Here is a 15445-nt window from a genome sequence, read left to right as displayed (position 1 = left end):
TGGTTCATTACTCATGTAACTAACCAACCAGGCCTGTCCGGCTTTGTCAAGAGCGGGATAGCCTGGCGCCATGGCGGAACTCCACGAGCTCACCGCGCTCGCGCTCTGGCAGGAGCTGCAGAGCGGACGCGTCTCACCCCGCGAGCTGACCTCGCACTACCTCGATCGCATCGAGCGGCTGAATCCGGAACTCGGCGCGTTCGTCACGGTCACCCGCGACGCCGCACTGGCGCGAGCGGAGGAGGTGGCGGAGCGGGTGCCGAAGACGGCGCCGCTCTGGGGGCTGCCTTCCGGAGACAAGGACCTCTGGCGGCGAGCCGGCGTGCCCGCCGGATTCGGCTCCCGCGCCTTCGCCGGCTACGTGCCCGATACCAGCGACGAGATCGTCGAGACACTCGACGCCGCGGGAGCCGTCAGTCTCGGCAAGACCAACGCGCCCGAGTTCGGGCTCCCGGCGTACACGGAGTCGCTCGCCGCCCCTCCCGCGCGCAACCCGTGGGACCCCTCGCTCGGTGCCGGCGGGTCGAGCGGCGGGGCGGCCGTCGCGGTGGCGAGCAGGATGCTGCCGTTCGCGCCGGGTTCGGACGGCGGCGGATCGATCCGTATTCCCGCAGCGGCATGCGGTCTCGTCGGGCTCAAGCCCACGCGTGGTCTCGTCCCCGCCGGCAGTGGGATCGCCTCCCTCGGCGGCCTGGTCGTCGACGGTCCGCTGGCGCGCACCACCGCCGATGCCGCACTCCTCCTCGACGGGATGATCGCCAAGGTCGGCGACCGCATCGACCACCACTACACGCTCCGGGCGCCGTACGACGACGACGGCCCCTTCCTCGGCACAGCCATCCGCGGCGAGGGCCGCTTCCAGCTCGGCGTGATGACGACCTCCGCCTGGGACGACGCCTACGAGATCACCATCGCCCCCGAAGCCCGCGCCGCCCTCGACGCCGCGGTGGCGGCCTTCACGTCCATCGGGCACGGGATGGAGGAGACCGCGCTGCGGCCCGACCCGACCTACGCGCCCGCGTTCCGCACGATCTGGCAGGCGGGAGCGGCGGGCGTCCCACTCGAGGGCGAGGCCCTCGACCTCCTGGAGCCGCTCACCTCCTGGCTCGTCCGCCGCGGCCGCGAGCTCGGCGCGCGCGAGCTCAGCGAGGCCCTGTCGGCGCTGACAGCCTACGAGCGCTCGTTCATCGCACAGCTGTCGTCGTTCGACGCCGTGCTCACCCCGGCACTGGCGATGACCCCGCGACCCGTCGGCTGGTACGACGCCGAGGACGGCGAGCACAACTTCGCCCAGCAGGTGCAGTACACGCCGTTCACCTCGATGGTGAACGTCACGGGCCTCCCCGCGATCGTCCTGCCCATCGCACAGACCGAGAGCGGCCTCCCGATGGGTGTGCAGCTCATCGGACGCCCGGGAGGCGAGCGCACGCTGCTCTCCCTCGCCGCACAGCTGGAGCGGACGGTGCGCTGGACGGACCGCCGGCCTCCGCGCTGGTGACGAGCGACACGGTGGCGATCCCTTGGGGCTCGGACAAGCGAAGAGTGTCCGGCTATGTGCTCGACAGCCAGCGCATCGCACTGAGAGTGTTTTTGCCCGGAACCGACGGTGCCGGGCGCCTCCGTCGATGGCAGTCCCTCGCCAGCGAAGAGGTCGTCGGAACAACGTGGTGGAGAGACCTCGTCGAATCGCGCGACGACGTTCCCGCATCCGAAGCGATCGACCCCGCAACCGGCACAATCGACGGTGCGACGGCGACAGCGTTGTCGAACAGCCTCAGAGACCTCGTCGGCGATGTGGACGTGCGCGTCGCCCGCTGGCGGGGGTACGTGGGTGACGCGACTCCCGCGTCGGGACCGCCGGACGGGGAGCACGCTGTGACGACCGAGCCCCTCGCGGCGGTGTTCACTCCCGCGCGTCCGCTGCCATCGTTCGTGTGGATCCCGGAGGCATGGCTGTCGGTCGGAGCGCCGCTCTACGCCGATTCGGTGTTCGTCTCCGGGCCCGAGGAGAGCCTGGCCGCGATCGCCCGGAATCCGGAGCTGGAGAGCGCTGCGCTGCTCGCCGATCAGCCGCTTCCCCTGCCGGGCCTGGAGTAGCCCGGCCCGCTTCGTCAGTCGAGCGTCCGGCGCAGCGCGGCGGGAGCCCGGTTGCGCCAGGCGTCGGTGACGAGCTCGCGCAGGAGCGCCGGTTCGATGGTCGCGAACGCGACCCGCGCCGAGGAGAGACGCCCGGCGAACCAGCGCTCCGAGCAGTTCTCGGGCCACGCCGCCGCTGCTTCGCGGATGCCGGCCTCGCCGAGCATCAGGTTGATCGTCGACGACTCCGCGTCGAGCATGGTCGCGAACCGCGTGCCGCGCACGCGGAACGCCGGGAGGCCGCCATGCTCGTACTCCTCCGCCTCCGGGAGGCCGAGGGCGAGTGCGCGCACGGCGGCGGCGTCCATGGGATCAGTTGACCGGGCCGGTGTACTTCTCGCCCGGACCCTTGCCGATCTCGTCGGGGATGGGGGAGGCCTCGCGGAAGGCCAGCTGGAGCGACCGGAGTCCGTCGCGCAGGCTGCGCGCGTGCTGGTCGCCCAGGTGCGCCGCGCTCGCGGTGACGAGGCCGGCGAGGGCGTCGATCAGCTTGCGCGCCTCGTCCAGATCGGTCTGCGCATCCGGATCGTCCGCGAGCCCGCACTTGACCGCGGCGGCGCTCATCAGGTGCACCGCCGTGGTGGTGATGACCTCGACGGCGGGCACGTCGGCGATGTCGCGCGTGGCCTCCGAGAGGGCCTCGTCGTGGTGCTGGGGGTCGGCCTCCTGGTAGGAGAAGGAGGGGGATGTGTCGCTCACTGCATTCCTCTGTTAGAATCGTTCGGGCTCCGGGACTTCTGTCCCGGTACGAAAGTGGAGATTCCTCCCACCCGCGCTTGACCGCTTACAGGTTACCGGGTTGTTGCACTCCGCCGATGCGCTCCGGCGCGGAGGTAGACAGGGTGCTGTACCAAGCACTGCGATTTCGATCGCAGGGCTGTGCTGGTGCGTGGAACCTCCTCTTTCGCCGGATCGTCGCCCGATGATCCGCGGCTGTGAAGCATCGCTCGATCAGAGGAGACAAACATCAGCGATCCCCGTACGAATGACCGTATCCGCGTCCCCGAAGTTCGACTCGTCGGCCCCAGCGGAGAGCAGGTCGGTGTCGTCAAGATCGAGGTCGCCATCCGGCTCGCTCAGGAGGCAGACCTCGACCTCGTCGAGGTTGCGCCGAACTCGAAGCCGCCGGTCGCGAAGATCATGGACTACGGCAAGTTCAAGTACGAGGCTGCGCAGAAGGCCAAGGAGGCCCGGCGCAACCAGGCGAACACCATCCTCAAAGAGGTGCGTTTCCGCCTCAAGATCGACAAGCACGACTACGAGACCAAGCGCAAGCGCGCCGAAGGCTTCCTGAAGGCCGGCGACAAGGTCAAGGCCATGATCCTCTTCCGCGGTCGCGAGCAGTCGCGCCCGGAGCAGGGTGTCCGCCTCCTGCAGCGCTTCGCCGAGGACGTCGCCGAGCTGGGCCAGGTCGAGTCGAACCCGACCATCGACGGCCGCAACATGGTGATGATCATCAGCCCCCTGAAGAACAAGTCCGAGGCCAAGGCCGAGGCCAACGCACAACGTGCCGCATCGAAGGCTCGCGCCCAGGGGCGCGACACCGATGAGGTTGCTGACGCAGACGACGCTGCGCAGTCCGACGAGAGTTCGCCCGCCCAGGCGACCAACGAGGAGAAGTAATGCCCAAGCAGAAGACCCACTCCGGCGCCAAGAAGCGCTTCAAGATCACCGGCACCGGCAAGGTCATGAAGCAGCAGGCCGGCATGCGCCACAACCTTGAGGTCAAGTCCAGCGACCGCAAGCGTCGCCTGAACGCCGACCAGGTCGTGCCCGAGGTGGACGCGAAGGTCGTCCGCCGGATGCTCGGCAAGTAACCCCACCCGTACGTTTTAAGGAAGTTTGACTAATGGCAAGAGTGAAGAGGGCTGTCAACGCCCACAAGAAGCGTCGGGTCATCCTCGAGCGCGCCGAGGGCTACCGCGGGCAGCGGTCGCGCCTCTACCGCAAGGCCAAGGAGCAGGTCACCCACTCGCTCGTCTACTCGTACCGTGACCGCCGCCAGCGCAAGGGCGACTTCCGTCGTCTCTGGATCCAGCGCATCAACGCCGCGAGCCGTGCCAACGGCCTCACCTACAACCGTCTGATCCAGGGCCTCGGCCTGGCGGGCGTCGAGGTGGACCGTCGCATCCTCGCCGAGCTGGCCGTCACCGAGCCCGCGACCTTCGCGGCCCTCGTCGAGACCGCCAAGAAGGCCCTCCCGGCCGACACCTCGGCTCCGAAGGCCGCCGCGTAAGCAGCTGCACCACCACGAACGGCCCGGTCGACTCACGTCGACCGGGCCGTTCTGCGTGTGCGGGTGTCGAGCAACTCCGGACGATCGGGAGGACACGCCGCTCAGAGGGCCGGAACTCCGGCGTTCTCGTGCGGTAGCCGGCAGATCTCCGGAATTGCGGGGCGCCGGGATCAGTCGTCGCCGCCGTGACCACCGTGACCGGGCTCGGCGCCGTGGTCGCCGTGGTCGTCGCCCACGTCGTGCGTGGCGGGGTCGTCTGCGCCGTGGTCGTCTCCGACATCGTGTGTCGCAGGGTCGTCGGCGCCGTGGTCGTCGACCGCCGGGCCGGGCGCGGGCACCGTGGCGGGTGTGGGGCGGGGCGCCGACGGGGAGGGCGTCGCGGCGGGCACGCGGACGTTGTCCTCGATCACGCTGGGCGGATCGTCGGCACCGCCGCGTCCGGTCGTTGCGGCCAGCGCTCCCGCCGTCCCCGCGCTCAGCGCGAGTGCGACGGCACCCGCGATCACCACTGCTCTGGTTCCGGTCCTCATGGCTCCTGCCTCCTTCGGCTCTTCCCCTAGACACGAGACGCGGCGCGAAAGGGTTCGATCCGCCTCCCGGGCCCGGCGTGGAGCTGCCCCTAAGCTGGTCGCATGCTTGACAACCCGCGCTCTCCGCGCGTCCGATCCGTTGCGAAGCTGGCGAAGCGGAACGCCCGGTCAGAGACCGGCCTCTTCCTGCTCGAAGGGCCGCAGGCCGTCGCCGAGGCGCTCGCCTTTCGACCCGAACTCGTGGTCGAGCTCTACGCGACCCCCACGGCGCTCGAGCGCTACACGGACATCGCGCAGACCGCCGTCGAGGCGGGCGTCGACGTCGAGTTCGTGACCGAGCAGGTGCTCGAGACGATGGCCGACACGGTGACGCCGCAGGGCTTCGTCGCGGTCTGCCGGCAGTTCCCGACCTCGGTGAAGGACATCTTCGCCGACGGCCCGAAGCTCATCGCCGTGCTCGAGGAGGTCCGGGACCCGGGCAACGCCGGCACGATCATCCGGGCCGCGGACTCGGCCGGTGCCGACGCGGTTGTGCTCACCGGCCGCACGGTCGACCTCTATAACCCGAAGGTGGTCCGCTCGACCACCGGCTCGCTCTTCCACGTGCCCGTCGCCGTCGGCGCGGACCTCGCCGACGTGATCGGTCGCGCACGCTCGGCCGGGCTCACCGTGCTCGCGGCGGACATCAAGGGGGAGGACCTCCTCGCCGCCCGCACGGACGGCCTCCTGTCCCGTCCCACCGCCTGGGTCTTCGGCAACGAGGCCCACGGTCTCGACGACGACCAGCTGGAGCTCGTGGACCGCACCGTCACGGTCCCGATCTACGGCAAGGCCGAGTCGATGAACCTCGCCACGGCGGCCTCCGTCTGCCTCTACGAATCTGCGTTCGCGCAGCGATCCTGACCCGTTTATTAACCATTGCGTTATATAACGCAATGATGATAGCTTGCATTCATGGACGCATTGGAAGCCGTCGGGGATCCCGTCCGCCGACGATTCGTGGAGCTGCTGGCAGCGGGTGATCGCACAGCAGGGGAGCTCGCCGCCCTGGCGGCGGAAGAGTTCGGCATCAGTCAGCCCGCCGCGTCACGACACCTCCGCGTGCTGCGGGAGGTCGGCGTCGCCGATTCCCGTGTGAGCGGTCAGCAGCGGGTCTACACCCTCGACGGAGCCGGGCTCGCCGACGCGGCCGCCTGGTTCGACGGTCTGGGCGCGTTCTGGGAGCAGCGCCTCGACGCGCTCGGCACCGAGCTCGCCCGCGGCCGGAGGCAGACGCGCGGGGATCGGCACGTCCCCGCGCGGAAGGCCGGATCGTGACGCTCTGGGGAGACATCGCCCTCGACGGCGCGCGCCGCTCCGTCACCGTCGAACGGGAGTATCCCGCGACGCCCGCCGAGCTCTGGAGCGCGCTCACGGATCCGGCGCGCCTCGCCCGCTGGATCGGCGTATTCAGCGGCACGCCCGACGCGTTCCAGCTCGACATGGGCGGGCCCGATCGGGACGCCCGGGTGACGGGACGCGTGCTCGCCTGCGAGCCCGAGTCGCGCCTCCTCGTCAGCTGGCGGTTCACCGGCGCAGGGGAGACCGAAGCCGAGACCGAACTCGAGGCGACGATCGAGCCCGCCGGAACGTCGTCCGCCATCCTGCGCCTGAACCACCGCCGCGTGCAGGCCGTGACCGCCTCGGTCTACGGCGCGGGCTGGCAGGACGTTCTCACCCACCTGGCGCGGGAGCTCGGGGCCTCCGCATCGGCGGAGGAGCACGACGGCTACCTCGGCGAGGCGGCCGATCCCGCGGCATTCGACGAGGCCCTCGCCGACTACCGGATGGCAGAGGCCGCACTCGTCGCGGGGGAGACCGAGCGCGTCGGCGGACTCTCGGGCGTGCGACTGCGCCGGGTGCTCGACGCCCCGCGAGCGGACGTGTGGGACGCCCTCACCCTCCCGGACCGCGTCGGCCGCTGGCTCTGGCCGGTGCTGGGCTGGCCGGACGACCCCGCGCGCGAGCGCCGGCTGCGCCTCGGCGACGTCATGCGACTCGGCGACGCGAACGTGGAGGGCGGCGTGCAGGAGCTGGAGGTGCTCGATCTCGTCGAGGGGCACCTCCTCCGCCTGAGCTGGGGGAGCGCCTCGGTCGCCTTCCGCCTCGACGACGGCGACACCGGCACGACCGTCCTCACCCTGGTGCAGGACCCCATCGAGGAGATCTTCGGCGCCGGGCGGCTACGCTCGGCGCCGGACTTCGCGGCGGGCTGGCACTCGCTGATCGACCAGCTGACGCTCGAGCTCGCCGGCCTGACGGTCCCTGGTCCGCAGGGGCTCTGGGAGGCCGCCTATCCGGTGTACGCCGACGACTAGACTGAGGAACCGTGTCTGAAACCACCGAAATCACCGAAGGCTCGGTCGAAGCGGCGGTCGAGGCGGCGCTCGCCGCGATCGACGCCGCGGGCGACTCGGCCGCGCTCAAGGCCGTGCGGCACGAGCACACCGCGGAGGGCTCGCCGCTCGCGCGCCTGAACGCGAGCATCCGCTCCTTGCCCGGCGACCAGAAGGCTGCGGCGGGCAAGCTCGTCGGCGGCGCCCGCGCCCGTGTTGGCCAGGCGTTCGCCGCCAAGGAGCAGGCGATCGCCGCCCAGGAGGAGGCCGCAGCGCTGGCCGCCGAGACGGTCGACGTCACCGCGCTCGCCTCCCGCTGGACCCCCGGCGCCCGGCACCCGCTGTCGCTCCTGCAGGAGCGCATCGCCGACAGCTTCGTCGGCATGGGCTGGGAGGTCGCGGAGGGGCCCGAGCTCGAGAGCGAGTGGTACAACTTCGACGCGCTGAACTTCGACGCCGACCACCCGGCGCGCGCGATGCAGGACACCTTCTTCGCCGAGCCCACCGACTCGCACCTGGTACTGCGCACCCACACCTCGCCGGTGCAGCTGCGCGCGCTCCTCGGCAACGAGCTGCCCGTCTACCGCATCGCGCCCGGGCGGGTGTTCCGCACCGACGAGTTCGACGCGACGCACCTGCCGGTCTTCACCCAGACCGAGGGCATCGCCGTCGACAAGGGTCTGACGATGGCGCACCTGCGCGGCACCCTCGACCACTTCGTCAAGACGCTGTTCGGCGAGGAGGCGAAGGTGCGCCTGCGCCCGAACTACTTCCCCTTCACCGAGCCGAGCGCCGAGCTCGACCTGTGGCACCCGACCTTCAAGGGCGGCGCACGCTGGATCGAGTGGGGCGGCTGCGGCATGGTCAACCCGAACGTGCTCCGCTCCGCGGGCATCGACCCCGACGTCTACTCGGGCTTCGCGTTCGGCGTGGGCGTCGAGCGGGCGCTGATGTTCCGCAACGACGTGAAAGACATGCGCGACATGGCCGAGGGCGATGTCCGCTTCTCCCAGCAGTTCGGAATGGTGGTCTGATGCGCGTCCCCCTGAGTTGGCTCGGCGAGTACGTCGACCTCGAGCCCGGAACGACCGCGGAGGAGGTGCACGCCGCCCTCGTCGCCGTCGGGCTCGAGGAGGAGGACATCCACACCTTCGAGATCTCCGGACCGGTCGTCGTCGGCGAGATGCTCGACTTCGTCGAGGAGCCGCAGAGCAACGGCAAGACCATCCGCTGGTGCCAGGTGCGCGTCGCCCCGGAGGGGCAGACTGCGGCCGACGGCGGCGAGGACGTGCGCGGCATCGTCTGCGGCGCGAGTAACTTCCTGCGCGGAGACAAGGTCGTCGTGACGCTGCCCGGCTCGGTGCTGCCCGGCCCGTTCCCGATCGCGGCCCGCAAGACCTACGGCCATGTGTCGGACGGCATGATCGCCTCGACCCGCGAGCTCGGCCTCGGCGACGACCACGCCGGCATCCTGCGCCTCGTCACGATGGGCCTCGACCCGGAGGTCGGAACCGACGCGATCTCGCTGCTCGGCCTGGACGACACGGCCGTGGAGGTCAACGTCACGCCCGACCGCGGCTACGCGTTCTCGATCCGCGGCATCGCCCGCGAGTACTCGCACGCGACGGGAGCGGCCTTCCGCGACCCCGCCGACGCCGTCGCGGTCGCCCCGGCGGCCGAGCACGCGCGCGGCTTCTCGGTCGCGATCGACGATCGCGCGCCCATCCGCGGGCGCATCGGCTCCAGCGTGTTCGTCACCCGCGTCGTGCGCGACGTGGACGGCAGCCGCCCGACGCCGCCGTGGATGGTGTCGCGGCTCAAGCTCGCCGGCATCCGGTCGATCTCGCTCATCGTCGACATCACGAACTACGTGATGCTGGAGCTCGGCCAGCCGATCCACGGCTACGATCTCGACAAGGTGACCGGCGGTCTCGTCGTGCGCCGGGCGCACCCGGGGGAGACCCTGGTCACGCTCGACGAGCAGGCGCGTGCGCTGCACGTCGAGGACCTCCTGATCACCGACGACTCCGGTGCGATCGGCCTCGCGGGCGTCATGGGCGGCGCCTCCACCGAGATCGGTGAGGGCACCACCAACGTCCTGATCGAGGCCGCGAACTTCGACCCCGTGTCGATCGCCCGCACCGCCCGCCGGCACAAGCTGCCGAGCGAGGCGTCCAAGCGCTTCGAGCGCGGGGTCGACCCGCGCGTCGCCGTGGCGGCTGCGGCGCGCGTCGTCCAGCTGCTCGAGCAGCTCGCGGGCGGCCACGCCGACGAGCTCGGCTCGCTGCACGATGCCGCGACCGACGCCGAGGCGATCCGCCTCCCCGACGGCTACATCGCCGGCCTCATCGGCGTGGAGTTCACCGCCGACGAGGTGCGCGGCGCGCTCGCCGAGATCGGCGGATCGGTCTCCGAGACCGCCGGCGCGCTCCTCGTCGTTCCGCCGAGCTGGCGGCCCGACCTGCTCGACAAGTCCGACCTCGCCGAGGAGGTCGCCCGCATCGTCGGGTACGACCGCATCCCCTCGGTGCTGCCGGTCGCGCCTCCCGGGCGCGGGCTCAGCCGCGAGCAGAAGCTCCGCCGCGGCGTCGCGCAGATCCTCGCGGACAACGGCGCCACCGAGGTGCTCGCCTTCCCGTTCGTGAGCGAGAAGCAGAACGACCTCTTCGGCTCGCCCGAGGCGGGCGGCGTGCCCGCCGTCAAGCTGGCCAACGCGCTCGACGCGACCGCACCGTACCTGCGCACCTCGCTCCTCCCCGGGCTCGTCGACGTCGCCAAGCGCAACATCGCGCGCGGCCTGGTCGACCTGTCGATCTACGAGCTCGGGACGGTGTTCCTCCCGAGCGCCGACCGCCTAGGCAGCGAGACGCTCCCGCCCGGCGCCGCCCTCCCGGCGGACGAGACCCTCGACGCGCTGAACGCCGGCATCCCGGCCCAGCCGCGGCATCTCGCCGGGCTCGTCGTCGGCCACACGGTCGAGAAGCAGCCGGGACTGGAGGCGGTCGCCGCCGGCATCGCCGACGCCCTCGCCATGGTCGCGCAGGCCGCTGCGGCGGTCGGCGTGCAGGTCCGCCCGGAGCAGAGCAGCCACCAGGCTCTGCACCCGGGACGCACCGCGCGCCTCATCGCCCGCGGTCGCGACGGCGTCGACACGGCCATCGGCTACGCGGGCGAGCTGCTCCCGGCCCTGGCCGCCGAGCTCGACCTGCCCCGCGTGGTCGCCGTGTTCGAGCTCGACCTGGACGCGCTCATCGCGGTCTCGTCCGACGACATCGTCGCCCGTGTGATCGCCGGCTTCCCGGCCGCGACGCAGGACCTCTCCCTGGTCGTGCCGGTCGAGGTGCCCGCGGGCGAGGTGCTCGACGCGGTGCAGGAGGGTGCGGGCGCGCTGCTCGAGGACATCCGCCTCGTCGACGACTACCGCGGCACCGGGCTGCCGGAGGGACGCAAGAGCCTGACGTTCGCTCTGCGCTTCCGCGCGGAGGACCGCACGCTCACCGCTGCCGAGGCGAGCGAGGCGAAGCTCTCCGGAGCGGCGCTCGCCGCCGAGCGGTTCGGGGCGGCCATCCGCGAATGACGCCGTGGCGCCCGCCGAGTGGCGGCGGGCGCCGCGGGGCCGCTAGGGTGGACGCATGCTTTCCGTCCGGTGCACCGTGAGTTCGCGTGCGGCCCTCGCCGCCCGCGCCCTGCGCCGACGCCTGCGCGACCGCCGAATCTAGGCGGCGTTCGGGCGACCCTTCGTGGGTCGACGTGGGCGTCGCCGTCGCCGAGGCCCCTGTCGTCCACTCACTAAGGAAGTAGCATGACCTTCTCGGTCGCCGTCGCCGGCGCATCCGGATACGCGGGTGGGGAGCTCCTCCGCATCCTCGCCGATCACCCGGACTTCGAGATCCGCACCGTGACCGCGCATCAGAACGCCGGTCACCCCCTCATCGTGCACCAGCCGCACCTGCGCTCGCTGGCGCACCTCACGCTCGTGGAGTCCACGGCCGAGAACCTCTCGGGCCACGACATCGTCTTCCTCGCGCTGCCGCACGGCAAGTCGGGCGAGATCGCCGCGCAGCTGCCGGCCGAGACGCTCGTCGTCGACTGCGGCGCCGACCACCGCCTGGAGGACCCGGCCGACTGGGCCGCGTTCTACGGCGGCGAGCACTTCGGCGCCTGGGCCTACGGCGTCCCCGAGCTGCAGGTCGGTGGCGGCCGTCAGCGCGAGAACATCGCCGGCGCCACGCGGATCGCCGCACCGGGCTGCAACGCCAGCGCCGTCTCGCTCGCACTCGCCCCGGGCATCCACGCCGGGCTGGTCGAGGAGCAGGACATCGTCGCGGTGCTCGCGGTCGGTCCCTCGGGCGCGGGCAAGAGCCTCAAGACGATGTACCTCGCGAGCGAGATCCTCGGCTCCGCCAACCCGTACGCCGTCGGGGGCACGCACCGCCACATCCCGGAGATCCAGCAGAACCTCCGCAAGGCCGGCGCCACCGCCCCGACCGTCTCGTTCACCCCGGTGCTCGTGCCGATGTCGCGGGGCATCCTGGCGACCACGACGGCGCGGGTGAAGCCCGGCGTCACGGCCGAGCAGGTGCAGGCGACGTGGGAGGCCGCGTACGCGGACGAGCCGTTCGTGCACGTGCTGCCCGCCGGGTCCGTGCCGCGGACCGCCGACGTGCTCGGCTCGAACACGGTACTGATCGGGGTCGCCCTGGACGGGGCCGCGGGCCGCGTCGTGACGGTGCTCGCGATCGACAACCTCTACAAGGGGACGGCCGGCGCCGCCATCCAGTCCGCCAACATCGCCCTCGGCCTCGACGAGACGACGGGCCTCGCAGTGAATGGAGTCGCCCCGTGAGTGTGACCGCAGCATCCGGATTCGCCGCAGCAGGCGTCGTCGCCGGTCTCAAGTCGAGCGGCAAGCGCGACCTCGCGCTCGTGCGCAACCTCGGCCCTCTCACCGCGGCGGCCGCCGTCTTCACCACCAACCGCTGCAAGGCGAACCCGGTGCTGTGGAGCGAGCAGGTCATGACCGACGGTGTCGTGTCGGCGATCGTCCTCAACTCCGGCGGCGCCAACTGCTACACCGGCGCGCAGGGCTTCCAGACCACGCACGCGACGGCCGAGGCCGTGGCCGAGCGGCTCGGCATCTCCGCCGGTGACGTGCTCGTCTGCTCGACCGGTCTGATCGGCGACCAGCTCGACCTCGGCAAGCTCGTCGCGGGCGTCGAGGCCGCCTCCACCGCCCTGGCGACCGACGCGGGTCTGGGCGCCGCCGAGGCCATCATGACCACGGACACCCGGCCCAAGGAGGCGGAGCACCGCGCACCCGAGGGGTGGACGGTCGGCGGCATGGCGAAGGGCGCCGGGATGCTGGCGCCGGGCCTCGCCACGATGCTCGTCGTGCTCACCACCGACGCCGTGCTCGACTCCGAGCAGCTGGACCGCGCACTGCGCACCGCCACCCGGGTCACGTTCGACCGCCTCGACTCCGACGGCTGCATGTCCACCAACGACACCGTCGCCCTGCTCGGCTCCGGCGCGAGCGGCGTGGTGCCCGACGAGGCGGCCTTCGCGCTCGCCCTGACCGAGGTGTGCCGCAGCCTGGCCGAGCAGCTCCAGGCCGACGCCGAGGGCGCCTCCCACGACATCGCCATCGAGGTCGTGAACGCGCACTCGGAGGACGAGGCGGTGGAGGTCGGACGCGCGGTCTCGCGCAGCAATCTCTTCAAGGCCGCGATCTTCGGCAACGACCCCAACTGGGGCCGGGTGCTCGCCGCCGTCGGCACGACCGGCGCCGCGTTCGACCCGTACGGGATCGACGTCGCGATCAACGGCGTCCAGGTCTGCACCGCGGGGGAGCCGGACCAGCCGCGCGACCTCGTCGACCTCGCGCCCCGCGCCGTGCACGTGCTGATCGACCTGCACGCGGGAGCCGAGACGGCGACCATCCTGACCAACGACCTCACGCACGACTACGTGCACGAGAACAGTGCGTACGCCAGCTGATATGACGACTCCTTCTGACATCGACCCCGCCGGCATCGACCCGGCAGCCATCGACACCGAGGCCATCGACGAGGCGGAGGACCGCTCTGCGGCAGCCGCCAAGGCAGCGACCCTGATCGAGTCGCTGCCCTGGCTCAAGCGGTTCCACGACCAGATCATCGTCATCAAGTTCGGCGGCAACGCCATGGTGAACGAGGACCTGCAGCGCACCTTCGCCGAGGACATGGTCTACCTCCGCTACGCGGGCATCCGCCCGGTCGTGGTGCACGGCGGCGGACCGCAGATCTCGGCGATGCTCGACCGGCTCGGCATCCACTCCGAGTTCCGCGGCGGCTACCGCGTGACCACCCCGGAGGCGATGGATGTGGTGCGCATGGTGCTCACCGGGCAGATCAGCCGCGACATCGTCAGCAACATCAACAAGCACGGCCCGCTCGCGGCCGGCCTCTCGGGGGAGGACGCGGGCCTGTTCCAGGGCCGGCGCCGCGGAGCGGTCGTGGACGGCGAGGAGGTCGACCTCGGTCTCGTCGGCGACGTGGTCGGAGTGAACCCGGAGGCCGTGCACGCGCAGATCGCGGCCGGCCGCATCCCGGTCGTCTCCTCCATCGCGCCGGACATCGACGACCCGGGGCAGGCGCTCAACGTGAACGCCGACGCCGCGGCGGCCGCGCTCGCCGTCGCCCTCGGAGCCGCGAAGCTGGTCATCCTGACCGACGTCGCCGGCCTCTACAGCGACTGGCCCGACCGTGACTCGCTGCTGTCGAAGATCGACTCCGACGACCTGCGCGAGCTGCTGCCCTCCCTCGAGTCGGGCATGATCCCGAAGATGGCGGCCTGTCTCGACGCGGTCGACGGCGGCGTCGAGAAGGCGGCCATCATCGACGGGCGCGTGCCGCACTCGATCCTGCTCGAGGTCTTCACGCAGTCCGGAATCGGAACGGAGGTGGTGCCCGCGTGAGCGAGCTGACACAGGGACAGTGGAAGGGTCGCTTCGGCGACGCCATCATGCGCACGCTGGCGACGCCGAAGCTGATGCTGGCGCGCGGCGAGGGCTGCCGGGTCTGGGACACGAACGGGGTCGAGTACCTCGACTTCCTCGCCGGGATCGCGGTCAACTCGCTCGGGCACGCGCACCCGGCACTGGTGGAGGCGGTGAGCCGCCAGGTGGGCACGCTCGCCCACGTCTCCAACTACTTCTCGACCGCACCGCAGCTGGAGCTCGCGGAGCGCCTCCGCACCATCACGGGCGCGGGCGACCAGGGCCGCGTGCTCTTCGGCAACTCGGGCGCCGAGGCCAACGAGGCCGCCTTCAAGCTCGCGCGCCTGAACCGCGGACCGCACGGCCACCGCACCCGCGTGCTCGCGCTGAACAACGCGTTCCACGGCCGCACCATGGGCTCCCTCGCCCTCACCGGCAAGCCGCCGATGCGCGAGGCGTTCGAGCCGCTCCCGGGCGGCGTCGAGCACATCGACTCCACGATCGCGGCGCTGGAGGCGGCGATCGACGACCGCGTCGCCGCGCTCTTCATCGAGCCGATCAAGGGGGAGGCGGGCGTGCTCGACCTGCCCGCCGGCTTCCTGGCCCGCGCCCGCGAGCTCACCGAGCAGCACGGCGCGCTGCTCATCCTGGACGAGATCCAGACGGGCGTCGGCCGCACCGGCCGCTGGTTCGCCTACCAGCACGAGGGCATCCTCCCGGACGCGGTGACCGTCGCGAAGGGGATCGCCGGCGGTGTGCCGATCGGTGCGCTCGTCACGTTCGGCTGGGCCTCCGACCTCTTCACCCAGGGCCAGCACGGCTCCACCTTCGGCGGCAACCCGCTCGCGACCGCGGCCGGCAACGCCGTGCTCGGCGAGATCGAGCGCGCCGGCCTGGTCGAGAACGCCGCTCGCCGCGGGGAGGAGCTGCGGGCCATCATCCGGTCCTACGACTCGCCGCTCATCGGCGACGTGCGCGGCGCCGGTCTACTGATCGGCATCGGGCTCACCGAGGGGGAGGCGCACCGCCTGTCCGACGCCGCCCTCGCCGAGGGCCTCATCATCAACGCCCCGAACGAGTCCAGCATCCGGCTCGCGCCGCCGCTGATCGTGGGCGACGCCGAACTGGCGGAGTTCCGGGAGCGCTTCGGCCGCGCCCTCGCCGCCCTCTGACCTCCCGAGACGAAAGAATC

17 protein-coding genes are annotated in these 15445 nt (G+C 71.5%); 14 read left to right on the top strand and 3 right to left on the bottom strand.

The window, feature by feature from the left end:
* Window positions 1-70: 70 nt before the first annotated feature.
* Together HNR14_RS02540 and HNR14_RS02535 are read left to right on the top strand one after the other, a co-directional pair.
* A complete protein-coding gene (locus HNR14_RS02540; RefSeq protein ID WP_179699686.1) occupies window positions 71-1498 on the top strand; it encodes an amidase in 1428 nt (475 codons plus the stop codon).
* Window positions 1499-1554: 56 nt separating this feature from the next.
* Window positions 1555-2097 (top strand): hypothetical protein, encoded by a 543-nt coding sequence (locus tag HNR14_RS02535; protein WP_179699684.1) that lies wholly within the window; start codon window positions 1555-1557, stop codon window positions 2095-2097.
* A gap of 14 nt (window positions 2098-2111) precedes the next feature.
* Here HNR14_RS02535 and HNR14_RS02530 read toward each other — a convergent pair whose 3' ends face one another.
* Window positions 2112-2444, bottom strand: coding sequence for an MmcQ/YjbR family DNA-binding protein (locus HNR14_RS02530; protein ID WP_179699682.1), 333 nt, complete (start codon window positions 2442-2444; stop codon window positions 2112-2114).
* 4 nt (window positions 2445-2448) lie between these two features.
* Window positions 2449-2835, bottom strand: coding sequence for a DUF1844 domain-containing protein (locus HNR14_RS02525; RefSeq protein WP_021765186.1), 387 nt, complete (start codon window positions 2833-2835; stop codon window positions 2449-2451).
* A 267-nt stretch (window positions 2836-3102) separates the two neighbouring features.
* Between HNR14_RS02525 and infC the strand changes: the two genes are divergently transcribed.
* From infC to rplT, 3 genes are read left to right on the top strand one after another with little or no spacing between them, the layout of a single operon-like run.
* Complete coding sequence (gene infC / locus HNR14_RS02520) at window positions 3103-3759, top strand: translation initiation factor IF-3 (protein WP_081704095.1); 657 nt, start codon at window positions 3103-3105, stop codon at window positions 3757-3759.
* Window positions 3759-3953, top strand: coding sequence for a 50S ribosomal protein L35 (gene rpmI, locus HNR14_RS02515; protein WP_021765188.1), 195 nt, complete (start codon window positions 3759-3761; stop codon window positions 3951-3953). Before infC ends, rpmI begins: the two co-directional genes overlap by 1 nt.
* A gap of 32 nt (window positions 3954-3985) precedes the next feature.
* Window positions 3986-4372 (top strand): 50S ribosomal protein L20, encoded by a 387-nt coding sequence (gene rplT, locus HNR14_RS02510; protein ID WP_021765189.1) that lies wholly within the window; start codon window positions 3986-3988, stop codon window positions 4370-4372.
* Window positions 4373-4542: 170 nt separating this feature from the next.
* Here the strand turns inward: rplT and HNR14_RS02505 are convergent, their stop codons facing one another.
* Window positions 4543-4902 carry a hypothetical protein gene (locus HNR14_RS02505; RefSeq protein WP_179699679.1) on the bottom strand — a complete coding sequence of 120 codons (360 nt, stop codon included), beginning with the start codon at window positions 4900-4902 and terminating at the stop codon, window positions 4543-4545.
* 102 nt (window positions 4903-5004) lie between these two features.
* On the opposite strand from HNR14_RS02505, the gene HNR14_RS02500 reads away from it, so the two are divergent.
* The 9 genes from HNR14_RS02500 (at window position 5005) to HNR14_RS02460 (ending at window position 15425) form a co-directional block, all read left to right on the top strand.
* On the top strand, window positions 5005-5805 hold the full coding sequence (locus tag HNR14_RS02500; RefSeq protein WP_179699676.1) for a TrmH family RNA methyltransferase: 801 nt from the start codon (window positions 5005-5007) through the stop codon (window positions 5803-5805).
* A 51-nt stretch (window positions 5806-5856) separates the two neighbouring features.
* Entirely contained in the window at window positions 5857-6219 is a 363-nt protein-coding gene (locus HNR14_RS02495) for a metalloregulator ArsR/SmtB family transcription factor (protein ID WP_179699674.1), read from the top strand.
* Window positions 6216-7259: an SRPBCC domain-containing protein gene (locus HNR14_RS02490; RefSeq protein WP_179699673.1), complete on the top strand. Its 1044-nt coding sequence runs from the start codon at window positions 6216-6218 to the stop codon at window positions 7257-7259. The genes HNR14_RS02495 and HNR14_RS02490 overlap by 4 nt, the downstream gene beginning before the upstream one ends.
* A gap of 11 nt (window positions 7260-7270) precedes the next feature.
* Window positions 7271-8311, top strand: a complete 1041-nt coding sequence (pheS, locus tag HNR14_RS02485) for a phenylalanine--tRNA ligase subunit alpha (RefSeq protein WP_179699671.1) — start codon at window positions 7271-7273, stop codon at window positions 8309-8311.
* Window positions 8311-10854, top strand: coding sequence for a phenylalanine--tRNA ligase subunit beta (gene pheT, locus HNR14_RS02480; RefSeq protein ID WP_179699668.1), 2544 nt, complete (start codon window positions 8311-8313; stop codon window positions 10852-10854). Before pheS ends, pheT begins: the two co-directional genes overlap by 1 nt.
* 225 nt (window positions 10855-11079) lie before the next feature.
* Entirely contained in the window at window positions 11080-12123 is a 1044-nt protein-coding gene (gene argC / locus HNR14_RS02475) for an N-acetyl-gamma-glutamyl-phosphate reductase (protein WP_179699666.1), read from the top strand.
* Entirely contained in the window at window positions 12120-13274 is a 1155-nt protein-coding gene (gene argJ, locus HNR14_RS02470; protein WP_179699665.1) for a bifunctional glutamate N-acetyltransferase/amino-acid acetyltransferase ArgJ, read from the top strand. Before argC ends, argJ begins: the two co-directional genes overlap by 4 nt.
* Window position 13275: 1 nt before the next feature.
* Window positions 13276-14232: an acetylglutamate kinase gene (argB, locus tag HNR14_RS02465; RefSeq protein WP_246311509.1), complete on the top strand. Its 957-nt coding sequence runs from the start codon at window positions 13276-13278 to the stop codon at window positions 14230-14232.
* A gap of 47 nt (window positions 14233-14279) precedes the next feature.
* Window positions 14280-15425 carry an acetylornithine transaminase gene (locus HNR14_RS02460; RefSeq protein ID WP_246311649.1) on the top strand — a complete coding sequence of 382 codons (1146 nt, stop codon included), beginning with the start codon at window positions 14280-14282 and terminating at the stop codon, window positions 15423-15425.
* Window positions 15426-15445 lie beyond the last annotated feature (20 nt).

Source organism: Leifsonia naganoensis (assembly GCF_013410615.1).
Lineage (GTDB): Bacteria > Actinomycetota > Actinomycetes > Actinomycetales > Microbacteriaceae > Leifsonia > Leifsonia aquatica.
Note: the sequence above shows the minus strand (reverse complement) of the source record. Positions and strands in the feature narration are given on the sequence as shown.

What these genes read in the sequence shown, in the direction of transcription:
- HNR14_RS02505 (WP_179699679.1), bottom strand. Translation starts at nt 4,902, where the DNA reads ATGAGGACCGGAACCAGAGCAGTGGTGATCGCGGGTGCCGTCGCACTC.
- rpmI (WP_021765188.1), top strand. Translation starts at nt 3,759, where the DNA reads ATGCCCAAGCAGAAGACCCACTCCGGCGCCAAGAAGCGCTTCAAGATC.
- HNR14_RS02460 (WP_246311649.1), top strand. Translation starts at nt 14,280, where the DNA reads ATGCGCACGCTGGCGACGCCGAAGCTGATGCTGGCGCGCGGCGAGGGC.
- HNR14_RS02495 (WP_179699674.1), top strand. Translation starts at nt 5,857, where the DNA reads ATGGACGCATTGGAAGCCGTCGGGGATCCCGTCCGCCGACGATTCGTG.
- rplT (WP_021765189.1), top strand. Translation starts at nt 3,986, where the DNA reads ATGGCAAGAGTGAAGAGGGCTGTCAACGCCCACAAGAAGCGTCGGGTC.
- HNR14_RS02540 (WP_179699686.1), top strand. Translation starts at nt 71, where the DNA reads ATGGCGGAACTCCACGAGCTCACCGCGCTCGCGCTCTGGCAGGAGCTG.
- argB (WP_246311509.1), top strand. Translation starts at nt 13,276, where the DNA reads ATGACGACTCCTTCTGACATCGACCCCGCCGGCATCGACCCGGCAGCC.
- argC (WP_179699666.1), top strand. Translation starts at nt 11,080, where the DNA reads ATGACCTTCTCGGTCGCCGTCGCCGGCGCATCCGGATACGCGGGTGGG.
- HNR14_RS02500 (WP_179699676.1), top strand. Translation starts at nt 5,005, where the DNA reads ATGCTTGACAACCCGCGCTCTCCGCGCGTCCGATCCGTTGCGAAGCTG.
- HNR14_RS02530 (WP_179699682.1), bottom strand. Translation starts at nt 2,444, where the DNA reads ATGGACGCCGCCGCCGTGCGCGCACTCGCCCTCGGCCTCCCGGAGGCG.
- pheT (WP_179699668.1), top strand. Translation starts at nt 8,311, where the DNA reads ATGCGCGTCCCCCTGAGTTGGCTCGGCGAGTACGTCGACCTCGAGCCC.